This is a genomic window from Hymenobacter citatus (genome assembly GCF_014333615.1).
GTDB classification, from domain to species: Bacteria; Bacteroidota; Bacteroidia; order Cytophagales; family Hymenobacteraceae; genus Hymenobacter; species Hymenobacter citatus.
Map to the genome: position 1 here is coordinate 131,007 of NZ_JACSCY010000013.1, position 25,583 is coordinate 156,589.

The following is a 25,583-nucleotide window of genomic DNA, read 5'->3' on the forward strand; positions in this document are numbered from 1 at the left end:
TCATCCTGAGCTTGCGAAGGACCTTTTCACGACTGAACGAGTCGTTGGGACATCAATCGTTCAACGTGAAAAGGTCCTTCGCAAGCTCAGGATGACAAACGTATTTCAATCGCAACCACTAACTAAAAACCATCTTGAAAACATCCCGCCCGCAACGTCTGCTGTTCTGGTTTGCCCGACCTTTCTATGGGTCGGAGCAGGGCTATTGGCGGCCGGTGCTGGTGTGTTTTCTAGCGGCTTCTACCATTTGGCTGCTCAATGCGCTCAATAAAACCTACACCACGCGCATTTCTTACCCCGTGGAGTGGGTGTATGATGCGGCTCGCTACGTGCCCGTGCAAGAGCTACCCCCGGAGGTAGCCGTGAATGTGACGGGTAGGGGCTGGAAGCTATTGCGCAAGAATATCATGCCCGATGTGCGTCCTGCCGAAGTACGCCTGACGCGCCTTCCTAGCCAGCGCTATGTACTGTCATCGGCCTTGCGGCCGGCTCTGCAAAATGCTATGGATGGCTTGCAACTCAACTATCTGCTCAGCGACACACTTTGGATTGAGTTCGATAAACTAGTGCGGCGACGCGTACCGCTCACCCTCAGCCGGGCCGCCGACGGCTCGGCACTACCCTATGCAGCGCAGTTTGAGCCGGCTAGCATTCTCTTTGAGGGGCCAGCCAGCATTGTGAATGCACTGGCGAGTCCCTACCCCGTGCACCTACCACAGGCGCCAGCGGGTAGCAGCTCGGGCAGTATCAGTGTCCCTATTGGCGGGCCGGAAATGGTGAAAATCAACGTGCGTGATGTGCGTGTGCGTCTGCGCCCCCGGCCTGTCGTTACTGTACCGGTGTGGACTACCCCTGAACTGCGCGATTTTCCGGCGCAGCGGCGGTTTCGGTTGCAGCCAGCCACGGTGCAGGTGCAGCTACAGAGCTTTCCGGAAGATACAGCCGCCCTCGACCTGCAACGCCTGCGCGTGGCCTTATACTTTGGACAGCTTGTAGGGCCCGACTCCGTGCTGACGCCTATGCTGGTAGAGACGCCAGAACAGGCACGCGGGGCACGCATCGTTACGTCGCAGGTGAAAGTATCGATGGTACACGAATGAAAAAGATTGGAATTACCGGCGGCATTGGGTCCGGTAAAAGCGTGGTGTGCCGCTTGTTTCAGGTATTGGGCGTGCCCGTGTACGATTCGGATGCGCGGGCCAAATGGGTGATGGCCCACGATGTAGCTCTGCGAGCGGAGCTACAAGCGGCCTTTGGAGCGGCTACCTTCGATGCCCACGGCCAGCTCGACCGTCCCTACCTGGCCCGGCTAGCTTTCCACGATCCTGCCCAGCTTGCTCACCTCAATGCCCTGGTGCACCCCCACGTGGGCCGCGACTTCGCGGAGTGGGTAGCCAAGCAAGCCCAGGCCGGCCATGCGTACGTGCTTAAAGAAGCGGCGCTGTTGTACGAGTCGGGTGCCTACCAGCAACTCGACCGGATTATTACGGTGTTTGCCCCGCAGCCCATCCGCGAAGCCCGCGTGCTACGCCGCGACCCGCACCGCACCGCCCAGGATGTGCAGGCCATCATCAGCAAGCAGCTCAGCGAGGAAGAAAAGCTGCAACGCGCCGATTTTGTGGTGTATAATGATGACCAGCAGTTGCTTATCCCGCAGGTGCTGAGGGTGAATAGTGAAGTGGTGAAATTGTGAGTAGTGAGATAGTGAGTGCACAAGCAGCTGTCCTCCTGAGTGGAGCGAAGGACCTTATCACATGAGAACGATAATCGTAACAACGACTCGTTCAAACGTAAAAGGTCCTTCGCTCCACTCAGGAGGACAGCTGCTTGTGCACTCACTATCTCACTACTCACAATTTCACCACTTCACCACTCACCTAATGATCGGGCACCGCTCAAAGGGGCGGGTTTCGTCGAAAAGTAGACGGTAAGTGACGTGGGTTTTCACGATGCGGGCGCCAATAGAGCGGCACACAGCCATCATGCGGGGATTGAAGTCCCCAATCCAGTTCATTTCCAGGCTGGTATAACCGGCCTTCTGATACACGGACTGTGCCCGGTAAATCATAGCCGACTCGGCGCCTTTGCCTTGGTGCTCGGGTACTACCCCAAAAATAACCCCAAAGGCCTTTTTAGGCTGGCGGCGTTGGTACTGGTACTTTTCCCACAGAAAGCGCAACTTGCCTAGCGTATCCAGCTTACGACCCACGTGCTTGAAAATCTGGTTCAGCTCGGGTAGGGAGATGAAAAAGCCCACGGCCTCGTCGCGGTAGTAGATAAACCACAGCAGGCGCTCATCCAGCACGGGTTTCATCTCGCGCACAATATTGCGCGCCTGCTCCAGAGACATATCGCTCACGCCGGAATGGCGCGCCCAGGCCAGGGAGTACACGTGGTGAAAATCACGCGCCAGCTTTTCCGGGTCGCTGGCGTTGGCGTAGGCAAAGCGATATTCGGGCTCTTCGCGGGCGTAGCGGTCTGCTACCTTGGCAAAGTTGGGGTGTAGCTTGATATCCGTCGGAATATCGTAGGTATACTGCTTGAAGTACACCTGAAACCCATATTGCTCAAAAAGTTGCTGGTAGTAGGGCGGATGGTAGAACATCCCGTAGTTGGGCTCCGTGAAGCCATCCACAAGCAGGCCCCAGAACCGGTCCCGCTCACCAAAGTTGATAGGGCCATCCATCGCCGCCATGCCGCGGGCCTCCAGCCAAGTACGGCAGGCATCGAAAAGCGTGACAGCCGCCTGCTGATCATCAATACATTCAAAGAAACCCATGCCGCCCACGGGCAGGTTGGGTATTTCCTGGGGTAGGGCAGTGTTGATGAAAGCGGCTACCCGTCCAATAGCGGTACCAGCATCGTTGGTCAGGATCCAACGCACAACTTCGCCTTTGCCTTCGCGTAGCAAGCGGTTTTTCTGCGGACTAAAGACTGCTTCAATCTCATGATCAAGCGGTGAAATCCACTCCGGGTACTGCTGATACAGGCGGGTAGGCACATCCAGAAACTGACGTATCTGCTGCGAGTTGTGTACTTCAAATAAAGGCATCGGCAAAGAAACTAGCGGAAAACGTGCGAGTAGAGCAGGCTTTTGGGAAACAAAGATCGGAAGGAAAGGCTTACGGTGCCTTGCTATTGGAAGTAGCCTCGCGGTCGAAGATGGACAAGATCTTGATGCCTTCCGCCCGAATAGTATAGATTTCCTGGCCCAAGCTGTCGGCGTACGTTTGGGGGTGCCAGCGGTAATTGGTGATGAAATAGCGCCCTTTCTGTGGATCACGATGGATCTCAAAACGTGCTTGCTCGGTAGCAGGTAACAGCAAACTATTGGCTACAATGGGTGTAAACACAGGTGCGCTGACAGAAATAGGAGCATTGTCAAGGTGATTGTTTATCAACCATTGCAAGCCCTGATAATAACTCAGCCCCCAATAATCACGCTCGAAGAAACGCTCGACGGTTTGGGGGGGTAGAAAGCTGAAGTAGACCTGTTGAAAGGGGTGCATCTGGACCATGCGGATAGCCGTATGCACCGTTTCGGCCAGGCTGAGCAGTAATACGCCTAATGCTAGGTAGCGAGCGGGCTGCGGTCGGCGGGCAACATACGTTAGCCAGCGAATGCCCTGCACCGCCAGCAGCACCAACGCTGGGTAGATGAAATATAGGTGCCGCCAGCCATCATAAAAGGTAGAGTGCAGAATAATTACCAACAACAGGGGGCCAACAAACCAGCTTACTACTAGCAAGTTGAGTTGGTTGGCGAAATTCGTTAGGGTCAAACGCTGCTGTAGAAAGCGTCTGATACTGATGGCTATGCCCACGAGCGCAGCCAGCAGGTAGGGGAGTGGCGTTGTAATAATAATCCAGACAGGTAGATAGTGCCAAGGCACGTGGCTTGTGATGAGCTGCCCAAAATATAAACTGAGTCCGCCCCAAGGGTAATGACTCAGGTGCTGATAAGACCACCAGAAGTTGGTTAAAGGAGCTTCCCAGAGAAAGGGCCAGCCGACTACAACTCCCCCCGCGGTGAAGAGCACATAGAGCAAGCTTAGCCATACCAATTGCCGAGAAGGGCGTGCCAACCATTGCCATCCCAGCATTCCAATCGTGAACCAGACTAGTAGCAAGCCTGGCACCCGCATATCAATCGCTAGCGCAGTAGCCAGCGCGTGTAGCACGACCCGCCCCAGGGTAGGACGGACCAGCAGCCGAACCAGGGTGTGCATTGCCACCGTGAAACAGGCCATGAACACAATATCTTTGCCGTTGAAAAAAGCCTCGGCAAAAAAACGAGGCGAGAGCACTAGTATCCCTACTGCAAGCAGTGCCCAAAGCCAACTACCAAAATATTGCCGGGCCAATCCATACAAAGACCAACAACTTGCCCAGAAAAAACCAAAAATTAATAGGTGCCGCAGGTGATAATAGGCTGCTGAGTCGCCGTGTGCGAAGAGTACACCAAGCACTGCCATTGGTAGCTCAAAAGCAACACCGTGGTCATTATCAGGATAGTCTGCCAGGGAAGGAATAGCGGCGTAAGCCGCATTTTGACGAATCAGCTGAGGCGTCAGACGCTCGGCCACATACTTCAGATTGACGGCCCCGTTTGCCCGATCCACCGGCTCATCCCACGATACGCCATAGTCGCGGTAAATGCATAGGCCTAATACAAGTATAGCGCTGAAAAATAGCAGCACAACAATATTTTTCCATCGAGTAGCAGCAGCCCAGCGTGTAATAGTCAATGATGGCATAGCGAACAAGCTGCGTAAGCAACCAGAAGAAAGTATACTGTGCTATAGGGATAGGCAAATGGTACTTTTCAAATCTGAGCTAACGCCGAAACACGGAGAAGATTCTCAGACCGTCGGCGTAGATAGTATATACTTCCTGGCCAGGATCAACCGGGTAGTGTTGTGGCTTTCCGCCGTAATAATGGTAGGCCGTTAAGAAATAGCGTGCTTTTGCCGATGGCGAAGCATACGTATCACTGGGTATAAAGAGGAGGCGTGCCCGTTGCTCAACAGGTAGTAGTAAGCTGTTATTTTCAAGGTATCCTCCTTTACCACAGAAAGTTATTGTTTGGGTAGTGTCATGAGCCAACACCCATTCTAGGCCCTCTCGGTAAGATAATCCCCAGTAATCCAACTCAAACAGTTGTTCGGCCTTTTGAGGCGATAGAAAGCTAAAATACACGTTTTCGTATGGGTGTGCTTTGGCCATTCGCCAGAGCGTGTAGCCTGCTTCGGCACCCGTAATCAGTAAAAGCACTGGGGCTACTACCCGCCAAAACAAAGCAGCGCTTTTTGCTGCTTGATAGAGCAATTTTAGCCCATGCACTGCTAAGAGGATAAAGGCAGGATATATAAAATAGAGGTGGCGCCACCCATTGTATAGGATGGGGTGAAACACGATAACAATGCCTAGTGGGAGTAGCAGCCAGAGTAGAGTCAGCAAGTTGATGCAACGCTGGAGGGGTAGGTGTTGCGTGCGCGTTATTGCCAGAATAGCCCCTATAATACCCAGACCAGCAGCAAGACTGTAGGTTACAGGAGTCGTCACAAACAGCCAAACCGGAATGTAATGCCAAGGAAGCTGCTCTGTGGGTACTCGGAATACATGCCCCAGGTATAGTACAGGGCCACTCCAGGGATAATGACTGATTTTATCCGACGCCTGCCACAACTCTGCGAATGAGAGCGACCATAGGTAAGGCCAGCCGGCTACGATCAGTGCAAGGCTAGCGCCGACATACAGGGTTGCTGTTTTGAGAGGATTCTGCCTGACTGTTGCCAATGGGTTTGCCAACAGCAGGAGCGGCAGCGAGAACAGGAAAAGTAGCACTCCCTGCGCCCGCACATCTACAGCAAGCGCTGTGGCCAAAGCGTGCAACAGTATTCGGGCAGTAGTAGGCCGTTGCCAGGCATACACTAGGGTAGCCATGCTCATAGCAAAGCAGGCCATGAATACAATATCCTTGGAGTTATAGAAGGCCTCAGCAAAAAAGCGCGGCGAAAGCACCAGCAATACTGCAGCTAGTAACCCCCAGCGCCAATCACGCAGGTACCAGCGTGCCAAGGTATAGAGGGCATACACACCCAGCACAAATACAAAGAAGTTGCATAAATGCCGCATGAAATAGAAAGCCCGCGAATCATTATGCGTAAAAACAAAGCTGAGCACAGCCAACGGCAACTCAAACGCCACACCATGGTCACTGTCTTTGAACTGCCGGATGTCCGGAATCAGGGCGGCAGAAGGTTGTTGCTGTACCTTCTCTGGGAAGAATAGCTGCGCCACGTATTTGATCTGCACCAGCCCGTTCAAGTGGTTGTTGGGCTCGTCGGCGGATACGCCGTAGTCGCGGTGCAGCCAGAGCCCAAGTAGCAGTAGCAAACCGAAAAAGCCGCCTACGCTGAGCGTTCGGAAATGGCGGTGTTGTGCACGGACCAGCACTGCACTCAAGAAAACAGACAATGGGACAAGCTAAGATAAGAAGGGCTACAGTCGCTTTGCACGCTCCAATAGGTGGGAATCAGTAGCGGAGAAGACGTATGTTCCGTTTTTGCTGAGCTGTAAAGAAATTCTACGGCGCCGGAAATAAAAAAGGACAGTCATTTCTGACTGTCCTTTTTAGTGGGAGATACTGGGTTCGAACCAGTGACCCTCTGCTTGTAAGGCAGATGCTCTGAACCAGCTGAGCTAATCTCCCTAGTGGCGTTGTGCCGTTTGGTGCTGCAAATATGGCGGGTCATTTTCGATTACACAACATATTTACCGAACTTCGGGTAAGATTTTTTTAGGTTTTGAGTTAAAAAAAGACTCAAACTATTCATTGTCAGAAAATTTGTGGTGTCGGTTCGCCTGAAAAAATTTTTCATTTTTTTGTTTGTAGGCTGTTTTTTGACGCTGGGAAGCGTCGCGGCAGCCGTATGGTGGGGGCAGGAACGCATCATTGGGTTGTTTGTGCAGCAGGCCAACCACTACCTGCGCACACCCGTGCGGGTAGGGAAGATTGAGCTGTCGTTGTTCGACCAGTTTCCGCGGGTGGCCATCACCATGCACCGCGTGGTGGTAACCGGCTCCCTACCCCACGATACCACCGCGCTGGCCCGCGCTCGGCGGCTGTATTTCGCCTTCGATGCCTGGGATCTGCTGGTCCGGCGCTACCGCGTGCGGGCTGTAACGCTCACCGACGGGCAGGTGGCTGTACGCCTCAATGCGCAGGGGCAGCCCAACTATGATGTACTACAAATCGATACGACTGCCTCAGCAACCGACGAGCCATTTGCCTTCGACCTGGAAGGCATTCAGTTGGGCCGTATTGGCGTGACGTACGTAGACGCCAGCCGGCAGCAACAATTTGCGGGACATACGCGCCAGATGCGCGCTACTTTAAGCGTGAAAGGAGAGGAGGTGACCGTGCGAGCCCAGGGCGAAACGCACGTACAGGCCCTGCGCGTAGTCGATGATGCGTATTTTCAGGAGAAGGACCTGACCCTGACGACTCACCTGCGCATCAACCGCCAGACCCAGGAAATTGCTGTGCTACCTTCCGAAATACAGATTGGACCTGCTACCTATGGTGTGGCGGGTACCATTGGCTACTACCCGACTACTAGGCTGGATCTGCGGCTGGAGGGTAGACAAACGGACGTGCAATCATTACTGGCGTTGCTGCCGCCCCGCCTCAACCACCGGCTGGCCGGCTACCGCAGCCGCGGCGAGGTATACTTCCGGGGAACGGTACGCGGCGAGTTTTCTACAAAAGTTAACCCCCGGCTTGATTTTCAGTTTGGCTGCCGCAATGCGGCTTTCTATCACCCTAAGTACCAGCAGGAGGTGGAGCACGTATTCCTGACCGGCACTTTTACCAACGGCGCCGCTCACTCCGTCCGGACGGCTGTGCTGGACTTGCGCAATGTGCGCGGCCAGTTGGGTGGGCGGCCGTTTAGCGGCAGTTTGCGCTATACTGATTTTCAGGAACCCACAGTACAGCTACAACTAGCGGCCGATCTGGACATGGCACGGGCCACGCGGTTTTTTCCGGTGGCTGCGGTGCGTGGCGCCACGGGTACAGCGCAGCTTTCGTTGCAAGTGGCCGGGCCGGTAGCGCAACTACGGGCCGGCCATGCAACAAATGCCCGCGGCGAACTAACACTACGCGATGTGGCTGTGCAGCTGCGGGCCTACTCACAGCCCCTGCGCCGCCTGAATGGCCGCCTGGAGTTGCGTGGCAACAACGTAGCCATGCAAGCCCTGACTGGCTACCTGGGCCGTTCCGACTTCCGGGTGAACGGGACGCTGAAAAATGCCGTGAGCTGGCTGCTTACTCCGCGTCAGACGCTCCTAGTTCAGGCTCAGGTCAACTCCAGTCTCTGGGATTTTGATGAGTTGCTGCGCCTACCCACGGCAGCGCCTACCCCCCGGCGCGGCCACCGCGCCGGGGGGGAATACGCCCTGGAGTTGCCTGCTACCCTAGCACTGGATGTGCAAACCAACGTACGCCACTTGCGCTTCCGCCGGCTGCGTGGGCGCGAGCTACATGGCACCGTGCGGCTGCGCAACCAGATTGTATCTTCACCGGCGCTGTCGGTGCGAGCAGCGGGCGGACGGGCCAGTATTCGCGGCATCGTTGATGTACGCCGGCCCAATCTAGTGAAGGTGAGCACCACTGCCACTTGTACGCAGGTACCGCTCGACAGCCTGTTCTATGTGTTTGAGGATTTCGGCCAGCGCTTTATCACGGCGCGGCACCTGCGTGGGCAGCTCACGGCCCAGATCGAGTCCGATGTATACCTCAACGGAGCGCTCTACCCCCTCACCGACCGGCTGGAGGCCGAGGTGAAGGCCACTGTGCGTAATGGCGAGCTAAACAACTTTGCGCCCCTGCAAAAGCTCTCGATGGTGGCTAACCGCGAGCAGTTGCGCCACTTGCGCTTTGCTGAGTTGAAGAATAGCCTCTACGTGCAGAGCCGCACGGTGTATATTCCGGAGATGGACATTCGGTCCAATGTGCGCACGGCCTCGCTGATTCAGGTGACGGGCACGCATACCTTTGATCAGCAGATGGACTACCACCTCAGCATTCCGCTACTGCCGGGACTGTTGCGCCGCCCCGATGCGGCCGGGGGCATGCCTACCGGGCCGCGCCTGCTGCTGGCTGTGCGTGGCAACGAGCAGGATTTTACAGTGCGCTACGACCGCGCCCGCGCACAGCTAGTGACGGGGGCACGGCCCGAGGCGGCCAGCCCTGCGGCCACCCCGACCACGCCTCGGTCTACTACCCGGCCAGGCATATTGGGCCGCATCTTGCAGCCTACTGCTCGTCCGAGCACAGGTGGAGGCGATACCCGCCCTGCTACGATTCCTCGAAAGCCAACGCCCAAACCTGCTGCGCAACCGCAGCCCGGCGAGTATTTTGAGTTTTAATGTGTTTGCATCTGTCCTCTTGAGTGCGGCGAAGGAGGACGAAGCCCGCATAACTCGCAACTGAACATTCCCGTTTGAGGATAGCAAGGATTTCTCCCGCTATTTATCTTCTCTCTGTCCTCACTTCCATGAGCAACTCTCAACTTCTGCAAAACTATTCTGAGCCGGAAAAAACGGCCTACCTGGGCATTATTGCCAGCTTGTCTTCGGCTGACCGCGAAGCATCAGCTGCCGAGCAAAACTTTTTGCAGCAGCTTACCAAAGCTGCCGGCCTCAGTGAGGCTGGTACGCAGCAGGTGCTGTCGGCGGCCAGAGATTCCACCAATCAAAGCGTGCAGCAAAACCTGGACGCCCTGCGCGGCAGCGACTTGCGTTTCTCTCTCATCACCGACCTCATCAGTTTTGCCCGCTCCGATGGGTCGTACACCAACGATGAGGAGATTATGATCAACAAAATTGCGGCCTACCTGCAAGTAAACGCTGGCCAGCAGCAAGTGCTGGAGCAGGTGGTAGACCAAGCCGAACAGGTGCCGCACGATGTCAACGACCCTACCAAGCAAAACTTCCTGGGTGGCCTCACCGACAAACTCTCCAGCGTGGGCATTCCCAAAAGCGCGCTGCTGTCGGGCTTGTTGGGGGTAGTAGCCCCCATGATTTTGTCCAAAGTAATGAATCGCAACACGGGTGCCGCTACCAACTCCTCAGATACGGTAGGCGACCTGATGAACAGCAACACATCGGGCAGCGGCTTTGGCGACATCCTGGGCGGCCTGATGGGTGGCTCGCTGTTGGGCAATGTGTTAGGCGGCTCTATGAGCGATGTAACCCACCCCTACGATACCAGCTCCCTACCCCGGCAGGGCTCGCACGCCGGCAGTGGCGGCCTGGGCTCTCTTATTTCTATTCTGGGCGGCCTGGGGCAACAGCCCAACTCTGCCCCTCGTAGCGCAGGCGGTGGCGGCTTAGGCAGCTTGCTTGGCGGCAACATGGGCAGCGTATTGGGCGGCCTGCTCGGCGGTAACCGATAAACTGCGATAAAAAAGCTGCGGGCGATTGTCCGTTAGCTGTTAGCTCCTTCGCCAGAATGAGAGCTAACAGCTAACGGACAATCGCCCGCAGCTTTTTTGTGATGTTACGAACTAGCTACCGACGACCCATCGGGGCTGGATTGCAGGCTACGGGGTAGGGCCGTGGAACCAGTGCCGGAGCCTGAAGCAGTAGTTGTAAGGCGGGTAGTGTCCACAAACGAGCTGTCGTTACGCTCCACTATCTCTACCAGCTTGAAGTTGATTTCCTCCATCACATTCAGGTATTCGTCGTAGCTGTCGGTAGCTACGTAGTATTGAATGCGAATGTCTTTGGAGTTGGAAGTCAGCGACGTGAATTTCACCTGGGCGTCGGGCTGAATGAGGGGGTGCGTGTTGATGGCCTCAAACGCTTGGTTAACAATGCTGTGCAACTGGTCGTTGGAGGTGTTTTGCCGCAACGACATCATGAAGAATACCCGACGGGCTGTGCGCAGCGAAAGGTTGTCCAGCGGCTTATCAATCATGGATTTGTTGGGCACCGTTACGTAGCTTTTCTCTACGGTGCGCAGGCGCGTGCTGCGAAAACCAATCTGCTCGATGGTGCCCGTGATGTCGCCTACGCTCACCAAATCGCCTACAATAAAAGGGCGGTCGAGGAAGATAGTGAAGGAGGCCAGCAGATTCTCCAGGCTTTCTTTGGCAGCAAACGCTACGGCCAAACCACCAATACCCAGACCACCAATCAGTGCGGTGACGTCTACCCCAAACGTTTTGCCCAGAATAATAAGGAAGGCCACCGCGCCAACCAGAAACTTGAGCAGGTCGCGGGCAAAAGGCACCAGCTGGTTGGCTACACGCGGCGAAGCCTCGGCCCGACGCAGGAAAACCAGCACGAAAAAGTCGATGAAACGGGTGATAATCCAGGCAATGCTGGAGATGATGCAGATCTGATACAGCCGGAAAATCGCCACCTCATACCACGGGTCGGAGCGGGCCAGCTCGGCGCTACGCACCGGAATATTCAGGATCTGAAAGGCCAGATAAAGACTGGTAAGAAAGATGACCAACGACACCGGCTGAATCAACAACTCGTGAAACTGGTCTTCCGTAACGCCTTCCGACTTGCCCCGCACAAAGCGGTACAGCAACTTGGTTAAAAGTCTGGACATCAGGTTCTTGAACAGCAGTCCAAAGAGCAGAATGGCCAAGGCAATGAGGTAGGTCTGGACGTCGTTGCCCAGAAAACGGTAGTGCAAAATTTCAGAAAGGGTCATAGGCAATAAACTTGCGGAAGCGTACACGGCGAAACAACCGTATCGTATAGGAACATGCGACCGGCTATTGGGTTACGCAAAACAAAAGAAATAGCTACTTCAACAGCGCTTTCCGGCCGGGCAAATGGGCTAGCGTGGAGAGATATGCTGTCTGCGCAAAGGAAATAAAAAACGCTACCCCGGTTCGCAGGCCCTATTGGCGTACAAATTTCCGCCACGTACTGCTTTCCGAGGAACTTTGCAAGGGGGAAATAGCGTATTACGCATATTCCGGGCAACGACCTTGTGATGAACAGCCCGATCCACGTTCTACTCCATACTATGAAACCTTTGCTCTCGCGCGTCGAATCCAAGAAAGTAGATAAGGCCGCTGCGATGCTGAAAGTGCTGGCTCACCCCAAGCGCCTCGCCATCGTTGACTTGCTGGGCAAAGAGGACAAGATGACCGTAACGGAAATCTACCGCTCGCTCGATCTGCCTCAGGCTATTGCCTCTCAGCACCTTATCACCCTGAAAGACCGGGGCATCCTGTCGTCTTTCAAAGTAGGAACCAAGATCTACTACTCGCTCTCCATCCCCAAACTGCTGGACGTAATCGATTCGCTGGAAGACTGCTGCGACGCGATTTAACCCTCCCGCACGGAAGGACAAGAAAAAAGACTGCTTTTGGGCAGTCTTTTCGTGTTTTAGAGGAAGTGGTGAGATGGTGAGTTGAAAAAGTACGTGTCATCCTGAGCTTGCGAAGGACCTTATGACAGTTGAACGAGTCGTTGTTATGCCGGTCGTTCTCTCGTGATAAGGTCCTTCGCAAGCTCAGGATGACACGTACTTTTTCAACTCACCATTTCACTATTTCACCACTTCATCAAGCCGTAGTCGGCTGATTTTCCAGGTCGAACAGCTCCGTGAGGGCGTCTACCAGTTGGTCGGCGTTGTCGCGCTTGCAGGCGGCTTTCAGTTGGAGCACGTGCTGCTTTAGCACTTTGTTCATTAGGGAACGGGTCACGTCTTCGAGACGCTTGGCTTCCTCGGGGCTGGCCTTTTTGAGGTGGCGCTCCAACTCTTCCTGCCGCAGCGTTTCCAGAGCACCTTTGATTTTCTGGATGATAGGCGACACCATCATTTCCTTGGCCCAGTCGCCCAGGCCTGCAATGCTCTCGGCAATGATGGCGCGCACCTGCGGCACGGCCGCCAAGCGCCGCTCCAGGGCCGCCGACGTCTTGCTATGGATGGCGTCGATGTTATACACCAGCACGCCGGGCACCGTCTCTACCTCTGCTTCAATGCTGCGCGGCACCGATAGGTCGATGAAGAACTTGTAGCTCAGCACATCTAAATGCGCTACCAGCTCGCGGGTGAAAAACGGCGTGTCGCGGGCGATAGAGGAAATCACCACATCGGCCTCGCGCAGACTCTGCGTCAGGTTTTCAAAATCAACAACCTTCACCCCGCACTCGGCGGCCAGTTGCTCGGCCTTGTGGCGGGTACGGTTGCAGATGGTCACGTCCGAGAACTGGCGACTGTCGCCGAGGTGGCGGCACACGTCGGCACCAATCTCACCCAGTCCTACTACCAGCACGCGGGGGGTGGCTACATCAGCAGTCAGTTCCTCTACCAGTTCCAGCGCAGCGTAGGAGGTAGACGCCGCACCGTCGCGGAAGGCGGTTTCCTGCTGCACGCGCTTGTTGGTGAAGAAGATAGTGTGCAGCAAACGGTGCAAAAACGGGCCAGCGGCATCGGCATCGGCCGAGTACTGGTAGGCCATCTTCACCTGGTTGCTGATCTGCAAGTCGCCTACCACCTGGGCATCAAGACCCATGCTCACCTCAAACAGGTGCTGCACGGCGTCTTCGTAGGTATCCAGAATATCGAAGTAGGGGTAGTAGGCAGCTGCATCGGGTAGCTGCTTGAGCTGCGCCAGGGCCTCGATAATGGCGGGGCTCTGGTCGCGGTCGGCAGCGTAGTAGATTTCGGTACGGTTGCAGGTGCTTAACACCAACAGGTCCTGCAAGTGCAGGTCGTGGTGGAGCGTGTGCAGAAAGCGGCGGCAAGCGGCCTCGTCCAGGGCAATAAGCTCGCGGATTTCCAGCGGCGCTTTTTTATAGGAGAGGCTGACAGCTTTGAACGGGTGGAGCATAGCAGGTACTGACGCGGAGCGTAGGGCGCAAAATTACGGCGCAATTCGATAGATTGAAAACAGCAGGCAGTCGGTAGAGGTTCGGACGGAAGCAAGTTCTCTGAAAGAAGGGGGTATAGCCCCGCAAAACGGCCTTTTTGAAGAATATTCAACTCTAGTAGAGAGACATATTTATTTTATTCTAAACAGCTTACCTATGCCGAAACAGCTTTATTTGGGCTTTTTGTAGTGAGTATAGCCTGCGGCGGTGCATTTCTGTGGCTGCTGGTGGATGATTTTTATCAGGTTGTGGTTGGGTAGCATCACAGGGGTAGGCCGGGGTAGTGCGCAGGCTATTTGGGTACTACCCGCGTCGAGTTCCTACCTTCGTTGTCTCACCTACCCGGGGCATGGCTCCACTGCTTTTCCTTGATTCCGATCTACGACCAAAAATCCCGCGGCAAGCTGGTGGTGCTGGCCAGCGCGCTGCTCATTGCGGTGGCTACCGTGCTGTATACCAACATTCTGGTGGGCCACCTGGCCGAGCGCGAGCAGCAGCAGATTGACCTCTACGCCAAGGCCATGCGCTTTCTGATCAATACGGAGGTAGAGGACGCCAATACCACCTTCGTGTTCGACGAAATCATTCAGCTGAACAAAACCATTCCGATTCTGCTGGTGAACAGTGACGGCGACGTGGTGGACTACAAATACGTAGACGTGCCCAAGGGCCTGAACGACGAGCAGCGCCAGGTGTTCCTCAAAGAGCAAGTGCTGGAAATGAAGGAAAAGCACCCGCCCATTGTGATTGAGCTGGGCGCAGGTCTGCGTAACTATCTGTATTACAAGAACTCCGCCCTGCTCGATCGGCTCCAGACCTACCCGCTGGTGCAGCTGGCGGTGGTGAGCTGCCTGGCTGTTATTGCGTATTTCTCGTTCAGCTCGTCGCGGCGGGCCGAGCAGAACCGCGTGTGGGTAGGGCTGGCCAAGGAAACAGCCCACCAGCTGGGCACACCCCTGAGCAGCCTGGTAGGCTGGCAGGCGTATTTGCGCGAGTCGGAACGTTTTAAGGACGAGCCGATTGTGGAGGAGCTGGGTAAGGATATCCGGCGGCTGGAAATCATTACGGAGCGCTTCAGCAACATCGGCTCGGTGCCCGTGCTCAAAGACGAGAACATTCTGCTGGTGACGCAAAACGCCATTGCCTACCTCCAAAGCCGAGTTTCGCGCAAGGTCATCTTCACCATCACTACCTCCCTACCCACCGATACACCCGCGCAGGTAAACGTGCCCTTGTTTGATTGGGTGGTAGAAAACATCTGCAAAAACGCCGTGGACGCCATGGATGGCCGGGGCAGCATCCACATCCACCTGCGACGGCCGGTGCGCAGCAAAAACCAGATTGCCATCGACATCACGGACACTGGCAAGGGTATTCCCAAGCACAAGATGGCCTCGGTGTTCCTACCAGGCTATACCACCAAAAAGCGCGGCTGGGGTTTAGGGCTGGCGCTGGCCAAACGCATCATCGAGAACTACCACAAAGGCAAGCTCTTCGTGAAGTGGTCGGAGGTAGGGAAGGGTACTACGTTCCGGATTGTGCTGAATGGGGAATAATGGTGAAGTTGTGAAATTGTGAGTAGTGAGTGAGAAAGACGCCTGTCATCCTGAGCAGAGCGAAGGACCTTTTCACGCTTGAACAACCATTGTAACAACGACTCGTTCTGCTGTGCGAAGGTCCTTCGCAAGCTCAGGATGACAGGCGTTTTCACTCAGTCACTCCATCACTCAATCATTCTGCCGCTCCGTCACTCCGTCACTTGCATTAGCTACGGCTTCTTTCACCTTTTGCTTTTCCTTGCGGTTGGTGATTTCGACGTAGCTGCGGCCTGTCACGGGCTTGCCGTGGTGCGTGCCCGATACGCGGCACATGCCTTCCCAGTAGCTCATCTTGATGCCGGGTAGAAGTTTGATGCTCAGCTCCTGGTCTTGCATCACGGGTTCTACAATCAGGTCGTATCCTTGGCTGGGAATGCGCACGCGCCACTTGCTGGGGTAGGTTTTGTGAGTGTGGGGGCTGGTCCACTCGGCCAGGGTTTCCAGCTCAAAATCGTCTTCGCCGAGGTGAGTGTTTTGCGCAGTGGCCGAATAGTGCGAGCCGCCGCCCACGTGCTCCCCAGTGGCACGGTTGAACAGTTGGTACAGCATTAAGTCTTCCTTGGGCTCATCGAGCTGAATGCTGAACCAGTCCCAGCCGGCGTCCTTGGCCATCACGGAGTTGCAGTTCCATTGGCGGTCGTACCACAGCTCGCCTTCTACCTCGTGCAGCTGGCCGTTGACCTCCATAGTGCCGGTGGCCGTTAGGCGCGGATAGCTGTAATAGCCGGCCGTAGCCTTGCCGCCGTAGTTCTCGTAACCGGTGCCGCTGTGCAGCAGCACGGGCTTGGCGGGGGTAGTGGTGAGGTTGATGGCAGTACCGGCGTGCCGGGCCATACGGGCCTGCAAGTGGTAGCGGCCCTCCTGGCCTGTGAGCTGCCACTGCTGGGCCTTCTTCTGCATAGAGAGGCCTATGGGTAGGGTAGGAGCCAGCAGCTTAGGCAACTTGCGCACCTTGTAGTCGTAGCGGAACTGCTGGGCCTTGGGGTCCGTCACGGCAAAGTTGACCATCTGCCAATCCTGCTTGCCATTCATGTTGAAGTGGAAGAATACATACTCGGTGCCGAATTCTTCGCCGGTTTTCTTATCGCGCAGATGGCCGGTGAAATACCACCATTCCAGGGAGTTGCGCTCGTGCGGCGCTTCTTCCTGAGGGAGTTGGGCGGTTTTGGTGAAAACGTCGTAGCGGTTAGTTGGCTTCACGGCGCAGCCAGACAGCGTGCCGAGTAATAGTAGGGTAGCGAGCAGCAGGTTCTTCATCCCCGCATAAAGGATTTTTAGGGGGAAAAGGTTTGGTGACGCTCAATATAATGGCCTAGTGTCTTCCCGAAGATAAATCACTGGTTGGACTGGAAGTCGTAGGTCAAGAGTAAGCCTTTGCGGGAGGTAGCCAATCATTCCCACAACTACCTTCACCTTGTGGCGTCGTACTATGTATGCTGCCGGTACAGGGAGCCGATAGTTCCCTACCTTATTGGTCCATACTTCCGGTTTTGTATTAGCAATTGCAACGAAAGCATAGATAGGTTTGCTGGCCTCATCTAAAATTTTCCCTTCTACGATAGCAGCAGCGTTGCTTTCGTCGGGTGCTACAGGAAATGATGCTTTAGCGTTTTTACGGGATGGAAACGGCCTTATCGAATCCTGAGGAAATAAGACCACTTGCGCCTGGGAGGCAGTAGCATAGCACAACCAGATAACAGCTAGCGGAAATCGCCACATTTTAGGGAAAAACCAACGAGTGCAGTTCATTATAAATATCTTATACTGTATTTCGCGTATTCTAACATCGTATGCACCGCACTCTACCACCGCCGAAACGGCCGCTTCACCCGTTGCCATAAGCCGCGGGGCGTGTACCAGGGATGATAGGAATGGATACCGCCCGCTACTACATATAACCCTCCCATTATAGACGGATTCAACAACACTTGCAGCGGCTGGTTAGATGCAGACAGCGCAACCTGCTGCGGTTCATACCCAACAAACGAGACGGTAAGTTTTTGGTGCATCGCCACTGCCGCGGGCGGTACAGCCAATTCAAACTTACCCTCTATATCGGAAGTAGTGCCAATTTCGGTACCTGTCAGCAGAACGGTAATACCGGGTAGGGGTTCCTGCGAAACAGAGTCCAGCACAACACCGCGCACCACCACCGGCGGTTGCGCTACTAAACCCATTGTAAGGGAGATAGTACCGATATTCGGTTCCCGCTGCTCCACTGGTACTTGCGCCCGCACGGCCGGCACGGCTACCTCCCGCAGCCCCCACACCGCCACGGCTGCCGCCAGCCACGCCCGCCACCGCGAAACCGTATTTGTTGCTAGCGCTGGCCGCAATGGTCGCCCCAACTGCCCGGCCCGAAATCGGCCGCAGGTAGCTTGGCCCGCGCCCTGCCCCAGATAGGCCAGCAGCTCGGCGTCGGAAAACTGCGTGAAATCGACTACCACGGTCTGGCAGGCGGCGCAGTGGCGGCCTTGGGCGGTGGGCGTCATGTGTTGCCAGCTTTCGTGGCAGGGAGTAGGGATGGTGATAGTGGGCGTGGGCATAACGATGGAAGTAGGAACGATACTACCCAGTAGATGCCACCCGCCGCTGGATTCCACACACGCCGGTCAAAATTCTAAAAAAATTACGCAAAGGTGCCAATAGAACACTGCGCACCTCTGCGTTTTCCTCTGCGCACCTCTGCGGGAACCAACGCCCGCGCCATTTGGGTAAGTCCTGATTCTTTTTGATCTGAGAATCAAGCGCATCAGCGCTGCCACATCGGGCCCGCCGCATTTATTCAGTATCTTTTGCCCTCCAAAACCGATTCTACCGCATTGCCTACTCCGCTACCTCCAACGCGCACGGCCGGCTTGTTCCGGCGCAAAAGTATTGCCCAACTTCAGTGGAACCCGCCTGCTGATGCCCACGCCGGGGTAGGCGGCGAGCAGGAAGGCCACTTGGCCCGCCACCTCTCCGTGCGCGACCTCACGGCCCTGGGCATTGCGGCCGTCATTGGCGCTGGCATCTTCAGTACCATCGGCAATGCCTCACACGACGGCGGCCCAGCCGTGTCGCTGCTGTTTGTGTTCACTGCTATAGCCTGCGCCTTCTCAGCGCTGTGCTACGCGCAGTTTGCGGCTACTATTCCCGTCAGCGGCTCGGCCTATACCTACGCCTACGCCTCGTTTGGGGAGCTGGCTGCCTGGATTATCGGCTGGGCTTTGATTATGGAATACGCCGTGGGCAACATCGTGGTAGCTATTTCGTGGTCTGATTACTTTACCGGCTTGCTGGATGGTGTGGGACTGCATATTCCTGATTATCTGACCCTTGGAACCCAAAGTGCCTATGCCGGCTACCATGCCGTGCTGGACCTGATGCTAGCTGGCCGGCCGCTCACGGAGGCCACCGCCGCCCAGCAGGAAGCCTACCGCATCTGGAGCACCGCGCCTACCCTGTTCGGCGACTTCAAGCTGGTCTGCGACCTGCCCGCGTTTATCATCACGGTGCTCGTCACGGCGCTGGTCTACATCGGCATCAAGGAATCGAAAACGGCTTCCAACTTATTGGTATTGTTGAAGCTAGCCGTGGTAGGGGTAGTCATTGTGGTGGGCGCGTTCTACGTGAAAACCGCCAACTGGACGCCCTTCGCACCCAACGGCATTGGCGGCGTGCTCAAAGGCGTGTCGGCGGTATTTTTTGCCTATATCGGTTTCGATGCCATCAGCACCACGGCCGAGGAGTGCAAGAACCCCCAGCGCGACCTGCCCCGCGCCATGATCTACGCCCTGGTGATTTGCACCATTCTCTACGTGGTCATCACGCTGGTGCTCACGGGTATGGTGAGCTACACCGAGCTAGGGGTAGGCGACCCGCTGTCCTTCGTGTTCAAGCAGGTAGGGGTCGATTGGCTGGCAGGCGTGGTGGCCGTGTCGGCGGTGTTTGCCATGACCTCGGTGCTGCTGGTGTTTCAGATCGGGCAGCCGCGTATCTGGCTGACCATGAGTCGCGATGGGCTGCTGCCACCGGTATTTGCCAAGGTGCACCCCAAGTTCCATACGCCCTCATTCAGCACCATCGTTACGGGCTTGTTTGTGGGCGTACCGGCCCTGCTGCTCAACATGGATCTGGTGATTGACCTCACCAGTATCGGCACGCTGTTCGCATTTGCGCTGGTGTGCGGCGGCATCCTTATCATCGACCCGCACGGCCAATCTGATGCCCGTTTCAAGGTGCCCTACCTCAGCGGCCGCTATGCCGTGGGACTGATTTTGCTGGCCGCCGCCGTGGGCCTGTGGCAGTACAACCAAGCGGCTATCAACGAGTTTTGGGGCGCCGTAACCAGCGGCGAGTACGAGCAGTTTCGCCACCAGATTCCCATGGTTGTGTTCCTGCTGTTCTGCGTGGGGCTGACGGTGGTGTCGTTCACCAAACGCCTGTCGTTGCTGCCGGTGCTGGGGCTGCTCACCAACCTCTACCTCATGACCCAGCTCGGCATCAGCAACTGGATGCTGTTCTTCGGCTGGCTGATTATTGGGTTGGCTATCTACTTCGGTTACAGCAACAAGCACAGCAAGCTGAACACAAGGGTAGGGTAGCCGGCACCTCCATCATGCTGTCCGCTGACTTTTCCCTGGCCAAACGGCTCCACGCCTCCCGCGAGGAGCTGCTCGACCTGAGCCTGCACAATCCGCTGCTCAACTTCCGGGTGGCCAAAGCGCGGGGCGTGCAGGTAGTACACGAGCAGTCGGCGGCGGTCTACGACATATTGGTACGCCAGGGCAAGGCCATGTACTTTCTGGCCGATTCCACTCCGCGCCACGGGCAAGAAGATGCGGCGTTGAACGCAGCAATTACTGTTGCATCCGATGCTGAAGCGGAACCGCTGTTCACGATACCCGCAACAGCGCTTTCCGATAACAAGCTGCAAACCGCCGAGCCGCTGGCAAAGCTGGAAGCACGCTTGCTTAACACCTATTATACCGCCCGCACCAGCCTGGAAGAGCAGGGTGTGAATATTCTGTACCTGGCCCTGGGTAGCCTCACGTGGTACGAGTCGGCTGGCAGCGAGGAGGCGCGCCGGGCGCCGCTGGTGCTGGTGCCGGTGCTGCTGGAGCGCGGCACGGTGGCCGAGCGATTTAAACTGCGCTATACCGGGGCTGAGGTAGAAGGCAATCTGTCGTTGCAAGCCAAGCTGAAGGCCACCTTCGGCCTGACGCTACCTCTACCCGAACCGGAGGATGAAGGCGGCTTGAACGAGTATTATGCCGCTGTGCAACAGGCCGTAGCACCTCTAAGTCATTGGCAAGTAGCTCCCGACGATATTGCGCTGGGCTTTTTCTCCTTCGGAAAGCTGATGCTGTATCGCGACCTAGACCCGGCCACCTGGCCGGCTTCGTCTACGTTGCTCGACCACCCGACCATTGCGGCGCTGCTCGGCTCAGAAGGCTTCCGCGACCCGGCGCCTACCCTCGGCGAAACCGCTTTTCTGGATACCGATAGTCCGGTCGCCGAACTGCACCAGGTGCTCGATGCTGACTCCTCGCAGCTACTAGCGCTGCTGGCCGTGCACGAGGGCCGCAACCTTGTCATTCAGGGACCACCCGGCACGGGCAAGTCGCAGACCATTGCCAACCTGCTGGCAGAGGCCATTGGGGCAGGCAAGAAAGTGCTGTTTGTGGCCGAAAAGATGGCCGCGCTGGAAGTTGTAAAGCGCCGCCTCGACAGCCTGGGACTGGGCGTGGCCTGCCTGGAGCTGCACAGCCACAAAGCCAACAAAAAGACGCTGCACAACGAGCTGAAAGCGACGCTGGCGCTAGGCCGACCTACTGCGGGTGCCCATGTGGAAGACCACATGGCGCAGTTGCCCCGCTACCGCCAACAGCTCAACGACTACGCCCTGGCCGTGAACGCGCCCATTGGCCGTAGTCGGCGCACCGCGCAGCAGGTAACCGGCGAGCTGCTGCGCCTGCAAGAGAAGCAGGGCGGAGCAGAGTTGCTCCGCCTACCCTTCACCCAACTTGCTACCTGGACCGATGCTGACGCGGCCCACGCCGAGGCCCTGGCCGGCCGGCTACAGGCCACGCTGCAAAAAATCGGCACGCCCAAGCAGCTACTCTTTTGGGGTAGCGCCCTGACGCTGCTACTACCCGCCGACCAAACGGCGCTAACAGCCCATCTGCACGCGGCGCACGCAGCCGTAACCGCCCTACAATCCGCTGCCGAAGCCCTGGCGCACCACCTGGGCCTATCCGCGCCCCACGACCGCGCCGCCGCCGAAACGCTGCTGCCCAGCGCCCGCCACGCGCAACAGGCCCCGCCGCTTGCTGATGCCGCCGTGACAGACCCTACCTGGGGCCAACAGCACAACCGCTTAGTAGCCGCGTTGCAGGCCGGCGAGAAACAGCAGCAACTACATCAGCAATACGATACCCAGCTACTACCCGAAGCCTGGCAGCAGGAGCTGCTAGCCGAGCGGGCGACCCTACTCCAATACGGAGACAAGTGGTGGAAATTTCTGAGCGGTGACTACCGCCGCGCCCGCAAGCGGCTGCAAAGCCTGTGGCAAGCGCCCCTACCCACTAAGGCCGCCGACGTAGTAGCTGTGGTGGATGCCATTCGCGAAGCTGCTCGCCACGAGCAAACGCTGGCGGAAGCGGAGCCACTACTTCAAACGCTGTTTGGGTCGATGTGGCAGGGGCGGCATTCTGATTGGCGTACCCTGCGTAAAGTGCAGGAATACTTGACCCTGACGCACCAACGCATTGCACGCGGAGAACTGCCGCCCGCGTTGCTTTCCTACCTAGCCGCCTCCCCGAGTCGGGCGGCGCAGCCATCGGACAGGGAAAGCCTCGGGCAGCTTACGCAGGAAGTAGAAGCGGCCCTGGTTCAGCAGCGCACCGCCGTGCAAGCGGTAGTTGACGGCTTGCAGTTGAACGAAGTGCGCCGCTTCGGCCCCGACGGGCGGCTGCAATTTCAGCCCTTTGATGACCAACTACGCACCCTACCCGCCTGGGCGGCCGATCTATCAGCTTTACAGCTCACGGTAGAATGGAACAACGTGGCTGCCGCCGTGGAGGCCGAGCAACTACCGGAGCTGCTACGCGCCGCCGAAAACTGGCCCGAGGCGGGGCAGCTACTAGCGGCGGCCGTGCGCCAAACGTGGTTGGAATACCTGCAAAGAAGCGCCTACGAGCAGCATTCCGCCTTGCGGCAGTTCGAGCAGGCTGGGCACGAGGAGGTAGCCGCCCGCTTCCGCCACGCCGACCGCGACTCGCTCTACCACCATCGGGTGCGGGCCGTGCGCCGGCACTACGAGCAGTTGCCCAATCAGCAAGCCGGGGGGCAGATGCTGGTGCTCAAAAACGAATTCGCCAAGAAAACCCGCCACCTACCCCTGCGCCAGCTAATGGAGCGGGCCGGGCAGGCTGTGCAGGCCATCAAACCGGTGTTTATGATGTCGCCGCTGTCGGTGGCTAGCTTTCTGCCGCCGGGCGCGGTGGAGTTTGATATCGTGGTGTTTGACGAGGCCAGCCAGGTGAAGCCGGTGGAGGCGCTGGGCGCCATTGCCCGCGGGCGGCAACTGGTAGTAGTCGGCGACTCGAAGCAGCTGCCGCCTACCTCGTTCTTCGACTCGCTCACCAACGCTGGTGAAGAAACCGACGAGGACAATGTGACGGCTGATATTCAGAGTATTCTGGAGCTGTGCACAGCCCGCCAAATGTCCGAGCGGATGCTACGCTGGCACTACCGCAGTCGGCACGAGTCGTTGATTGCGGCCTCTAACCACTTGTTCTACGATGATAAGCTGGTGGTTTTTCCGAGCCCCGGCGACAAAGGCAAGTTGGGCTTGGTCTACCACTACTTATCCACAACGTACTACGAGCGAGGTACTTCGCGCACGAATCCGCGGGAAGCCGCGGCCGTGGCTGCCGCCGTGCTGCACCATGCTCGCACCACGCCCCAACTCACGTTGGGCGTGGTAGCGTTCAGTGTGGCCCAGCGCCAAGCCATTCAGGATGCGCTGGAGGCGTTGCGCCGCCAGCACCCCGAAACCGAGGCGTTTTTCAACGGGCACCTGCACGAGCCGTTCTTTATCAAGAACCTGGAAAACGTGCAAGGCGACGAGCGCGACGTTATCCTGATCAGCCTCGGCTACGGCCGCACCAAGGAAGGCTACCTCGCCATGAACTTCGGCCCGCTGAACGGCGAGGGGGGCGAGCGACGCCTCAATGTGCTCATCACCCGCGCCAAACAGCGCTGCGAAATCTTCACCAACCTCACCTCCGACGACCTCGATCTCAGCCGCACGCAAGCGAAAGGCGTGGCGGCGCTCAAAGCGTTTCTCTCCTTCGCCCAGCACGGTCACCTCCACCACAACGCAGAAACTGGCCGTGTAGAGGCGCCTTTTGAAGAAGTGGTGCGCCGCGCCCTCACGGCGCGGGGCTACCAGGTGCGCCAGCAGGTAGGCAGCCAGCGTTTCTACCTCGACTTGGCTGTGGTAGACCCCACCCAGCCCGACCGCTACCTGCTGGGCATTATGTGCGATGGAACCCTGTATCACGCCGCCCGCTCGGCCCGCGACCGGGACCGGCTACGCCAGCAGGTGCTAGAGGCAATGGGCTGGCGCCTGCACCGTATCTGGAGCACCGACTGGTTCCGCAATCCGCAACGAGCGTTGGAGAGTGTGGTGGCCGCCATCGAGGAAGCCCGCCACCAGCCTACCCTTGATGAGCCCAACGAGCCGGAAGAGGTACAGCAGAAGGAAGAAGCCGCAGCGCCTGTCGTGATTGAGCGTGAAGCGTTGCGCTCCTCCGCGCTGGCCGTTCCGTACCAAGTGGCGCAACTGCCCGCCGCCGTTGGGCACCGCGAGCTGCACCAGCACAGCCTGGGCCAGCTGGCCAACTGGTTGACGCAGGTAGTGCGCATCGAAAGCCCAATTCACGTGGACGAGGCCACGCGGCGGCTGGCCCAGGCCAGCGGTGCCACGCAGGTAGGCGCCCGCATGCGCAAGGTGGGCAGGGCCGCTGCCACGCTGGCCGCCAATCTGCGTCACCTGCGCCAGCAGGGCGATTTTCTGTGGGAAAATACCATGCAAACACCCCCTCTGCGCGACCGGAGCCACCTGCCTGCCATTTCCCGCAAGCTGTCGTTGGTTGCCCCGGAAGAGCTGGCCCATGCCGTATGCACCATCATCGCGCACAGCTTCGCCCTACCCCGCGAAGCCGTGTACCTATCTACGGTGCGCCTGCTCGGCTTCAATCGGTTATCGGATGAGATGCGCCAGCAAGTAGATGGGGCCGTGCAGTACCTGCTGACCCAAGGCGAATTGGTGGAGGTAAACGGCGTGCTGAAGAAAAACTAGCACGAACTCTGCGAGCCTCTGCGCCTACCTCTGCAAGAACTCATCTGTGCACATGAACGCCCTACCCCCCGGCGAAACGCTTTTCGTCACTTCCCGTCTGGCTGGCTCCCTGCGCCACGCCATCGGCCGCCAGCTACACGCTGATTTGCAGACGAATATGGAGGTAGCCCGCGCCGGCGGCCTCACCGACGAACAGCAGCAGCTTGCCTATCAGCGCGCTCAGAAGCGCTTCTTTGCGCAGTTCGATGCCGAGCTGGACCGTGCGGAGGTAGGCCCTACCTACTTAGAAAAGGAGAAGTTAGCCGAGATAGTAGCTGGCGAGCTGCTGATGCTGGAGGAGCAAGGCTTCCGGGTGCTGGCTTTTGCAGTGCTGCCTAACCACGTGCACGCCGTATTGCACCTGCCAGCGGGTAGTGGCCTATCAATGTACAAAGCCTTGCAACTGCTGCACCAGCGCACCGCCGCCCAGTGCCGCCGTCACCTACGCAACCAGCTCCCACCCGAAGCCGATTTCTGGCAAACTGGCTCTTATGAATACGCCGTGCAAGATGCTGATGAACTGACCCGCATCCTCGCCTACGTGCAGCACCACGCCCAGCGTCTGCGCCTACCCGAGCGTTTCCACGACTGGCCCTATGTTTATGAAATGGTGAAGTTGTGAGTTTGTGAATGGTAGAAAAGTGCGTGTCATCCTGAGCGGAGCGAAGGACCTTATCACG

Annotated in this window: 16 protein-coding genes and 1 tRNA gene; 9 read left to right on the forward strand and 8 right to left on the reverse strand. The window is 57.3% G+C overall.

Features of this window, described 5'->3' with window-relative positions; all coding sequences use genetic code 11:
* Nucleotides 1–134: 134 nt before the first annotated feature.
* Both H8B15_RS15665 and coaE read left to right on the forward strand, forming a co-directional pair.
* Nucleotides 135–1,100, forward strand: a complete 966-nt coding sequence (locus tag H8B15_RS15665) for a YbbR-like domain-containing protein (protein WP_187320604.1) — start codon at nt 135–137, stop codon at nt 1,098–1,100.
* A complete protein-coding gene (gene coaE, locus H8B15_RS15670; protein WP_187320605.1) occupies nt 1,097–1,693 on the forward strand; it encodes a dephospho-CoA kinase in 597 nt (198 codons plus the stop codon). The genes H8B15_RS15665 and coaE overlap by 4 nt, the downstream gene beginning before the upstream one ends.
* Before the next feature lie 180 nt (nt 1,694–1,873).
* On the opposite strand, the gene H8B15_RS15675 is transcribed toward coaE, so the two are convergent.
* From H8B15_RS15675 to H8B15_RS15690, 4 genes are all read right to left on the reverse strand, one after another.
* Entirely contained in the window at nt 1,874–3,052 is a 1,179-nt protein-coding gene (locus H8B15_RS15675) for a hypothetical protein (RefSeq protein ID WP_187320606.1), read from the reverse strand.
* Nucleotides 3,053–3,122: 70 nt separating this feature from the next.
* Entirely contained in the window at nt 3,123–4,757 is a 1,635-nt protein-coding gene (locus H8B15_RS15680) for an ArnT family glycosyltransferase (RefSeq protein ID WP_187320607.1), read from the reverse strand.
* A gap of 79 nt (nt 4,758–4,836) precedes the next feature.
* Nucleotides 4,837–6,318, reverse strand: coding sequence for a glycosyltransferase family 39 protein (locus H8B15_RS15685; protein WP_187320608.1), 1,482 nt, complete (start codon nt 6,316–6,318; stop codon nt 4,837–4,839).
* 322 nt (nt 6,319–6,640) lie between these two features.
* Nucleotides 6,641–6,715: transfer RNA gene (locus tag H8B15_RS15690), tRNA-Val, on the reverse strand.
* 191 nt (nt 6,716–6,906) lie between these two features.
* Between H8B15_RS15690 and H8B15_RS15695 the strand changes: the two genes are divergently transcribed.
* Nucleotides 6,907–9,435 carry an AsmA-like C-terminal region-containing protein gene (locus H8B15_RS15695; RefSeq protein ID WP_187320609.1) on the forward strand — a complete coding sequence of 843 codons (2,529 nt, stop codon included), beginning with the start codon at nt 6,907–6,909 and terminating at the stop codon, nt 9,433–9,435.
* Between the two features lie 128 nt (nt 9,436–9,563).
* The gene (locus H8B15_RS15700; RefSeq protein WP_187320610.1) at nt 9,564–10,463 is read left to right on the forward strand and encodes a TerB family tellurite resistance protein; all 900 of its coding nucleotides are present in this window, start codon (nt 9,564–9,566) and stop codon (nt 10,461–10,463) included.
* A gap of 104 nt (nt 10,464–10,567) precedes the next feature.
* Here the strand turns inward: H8B15_RS15700 and H8B15_RS15705 are convergent, their stop codons facing one another.
* A complete protein-coding gene (locus tag H8B15_RS15705) occupies nt 10,568–11,737 on the reverse strand; it encodes a mechanosensitive ion channel family protein (RefSeq protein WP_187320611.1) in 1,170 nt (389 codons plus the stop codon).
* A 321-nt stretch (nt 11,738–12,058) separates the two neighbouring features.
* Here H8B15_RS15705 and H8B15_RS15710 point away from each other — a divergent pair, with 321 nt between their 5' ends.
* Nucleotides 12,059–12,367 (forward strand): ArsR/SmtB family transcription factor, encoded by a 309-nt coding sequence (locus H8B15_RS15710; RefSeq protein ID WP_185281918.1) that lies wholly within the window; start codon nt 12,059–12,061, stop codon nt 12,365–12,367.
* Nucleotides 12,368–12,602: 235 nt separating this feature from the next.
* On the opposite strand, the gene hemA is transcribed toward H8B15_RS15710, so the two are convergent.
* On the reverse strand, nt 12,603–13,874 hold the full coding sequence (gene hemA / locus H8B15_RS15715; protein ID WP_187320612.1) for a glutamyl-tRNA reductase: 1,272 nt from the start codon (nt 13,872–13,874) through the stop codon (nt 12,603–12,605).
* Between the two features lie 408 nt (nt 13,875–14,282).
* Here hemA and H8B15_RS15720 point away from each other — a divergent pair, with 408 nt between their 5' ends.
* Entirely contained in the window at nt 14,283–15,470 is a 1,188-nt protein-coding gene (locus H8B15_RS15720; RefSeq protein ID WP_187320613.1) for a sensor histidine kinase, read from the forward strand.
* A gap of 171 nt (nt 15,471–15,641) precedes the next feature.
* Here the strand turns inward: H8B15_RS15720 and H8B15_RS15725 are convergent, their stop codons facing one another.
* A complete protein-coding gene (locus tag H8B15_RS15725; protein WP_187320614.1) occupies nt 15,642–16,769 on the reverse strand; it encodes a lipocalin family protein in 1,128 nt (375 codons plus the stop codon).
* A 545-nt stretch (nt 16,770–17,314) separates the two neighbouring features.
* Nucleotides 17,315–18,058 (reverse strand): carboxypeptidase-like regulatory domain-containing protein, encoded by a 744-nt coding sequence (locus tag H8B15_RS15730; RefSeq protein ID WP_187320615.1) that lies wholly within the window; start codon nt 18,056–18,058, stop codon nt 17,315–17,317.
* A 330-nt stretch (nt 18,059–18,388) separates the two neighbouring features.
* On the opposite strand from H8B15_RS15730, the gene H8B15_RS15735 reads away from it, so the two are divergent.
* Genes H8B15_RS15735 through H8B15_RS15745 form a run of 3 tightly spaced genes read left to right on the forward strand, consistent with a single transcriptional unit; the run spans nt 18,389 to nt 25,525 of the window.
* On the forward strand, nt 18,389–20,098 hold the full coding sequence (locus H8B15_RS15735) for an amino acid permease (protein ID WP_425489804.1): 1,710 nt from the start codon (nt 18,389–18,391) through the stop codon (nt 20,096–20,098).
* 14 nt (nt 20,099–20,112) lie between these two features.
* Entirely contained in the window at nt 20,113–24,864 is a 4,752-nt protein-coding gene (locus tag H8B15_RS15740; protein WP_187320616.1) for a DUF3320 domain-containing protein, read from the forward strand.
* A gap of 52 nt (nt 24,865–24,916) precedes the next feature.
* Nucleotides 24,917–25,525, forward strand: coding sequence for a transposase (locus H8B15_RS15745; RefSeq protein ID WP_187320617.1), 609 nt, complete (start codon nt 24,917–24,919; stop codon nt 25,523–25,525).
* Nucleotides 25,526–25,583 lie beyond the last annotated feature (58 nt).

Coding starts and splice junctions, on each gene's coding strand:
- coaE (WP_187320605.1), top strand. CDS start 1,097: ATGAAAAAGATTGGAATTACCGGCGGCATTGGGTCCGGTAAAAGCGTG.
- H8B15_RS15675 (WP_187320606.1), bottom strand. CDS start 3,052: ATGCCTTTATTTGAAGTACACAACTCGCAGCAGATACGTCAGTTTCTG.
- H8B15_RS15680 (WP_187320607.1), bottom strand. CDS start 4,757: ATGCCATCATTGACTATTACACGCTGGGCTGCTGCTACTCGATGGAAA.
- H8B15_RS15700 (WP_187320610.1), top strand. CDS start 9,564: ATGAGCAACTCTCAACTTCTGCAAAACTATTCTGAGCCGGAAAAAACG.
- H8B15_RS15705 (WP_187320611.1), bottom strand. CDS start 11,737: ATGACCCTTTCTGAAATTTTGCACTACCGTTTTCTGGGCAACGACGTC.
- H8B15_RS15710 (WP_185281918.1), top strand. CDS start 12,059: ATGAAACCTTTGCTCTCGCGCGTCGAATCCAAGAAAGTAGATAAGGCC.
- hemA (WP_187320612.1), bottom strand. CDS start 13,874: ATGCTCCACCCGTTCAAAGCTGTCAGCCTCTCCTATAAAAAAGCGCCG.
- H8B15_RS15725 (WP_187320614.1), bottom strand. CDS start 16,769: ATGAAGAACCTGCTGCTCGCTACCCTACTATTACTCGGCACGCTGTCT.
- H8B15_RS15730 (WP_187320615.1), bottom strand. CDS start 18,058: ATGCCCACGCCCACTATCACCATCCCTACTCCCTGCCACGAAAGCTGG.
- H8B15_RS15740 (WP_187320616.1), top strand. CDS start 20,113: ATGCTGTCCGCTGACTTTTCCCTGGCCAAACGGCTCCACGCCTCCCGC.
- H8B15_RS15745 (WP_187320617.1), top strand. CDS start 24,917: ATGAACGCCCTACCCCCCGGCGAAACGCTTTTCGTCACTTCCCGTCTG.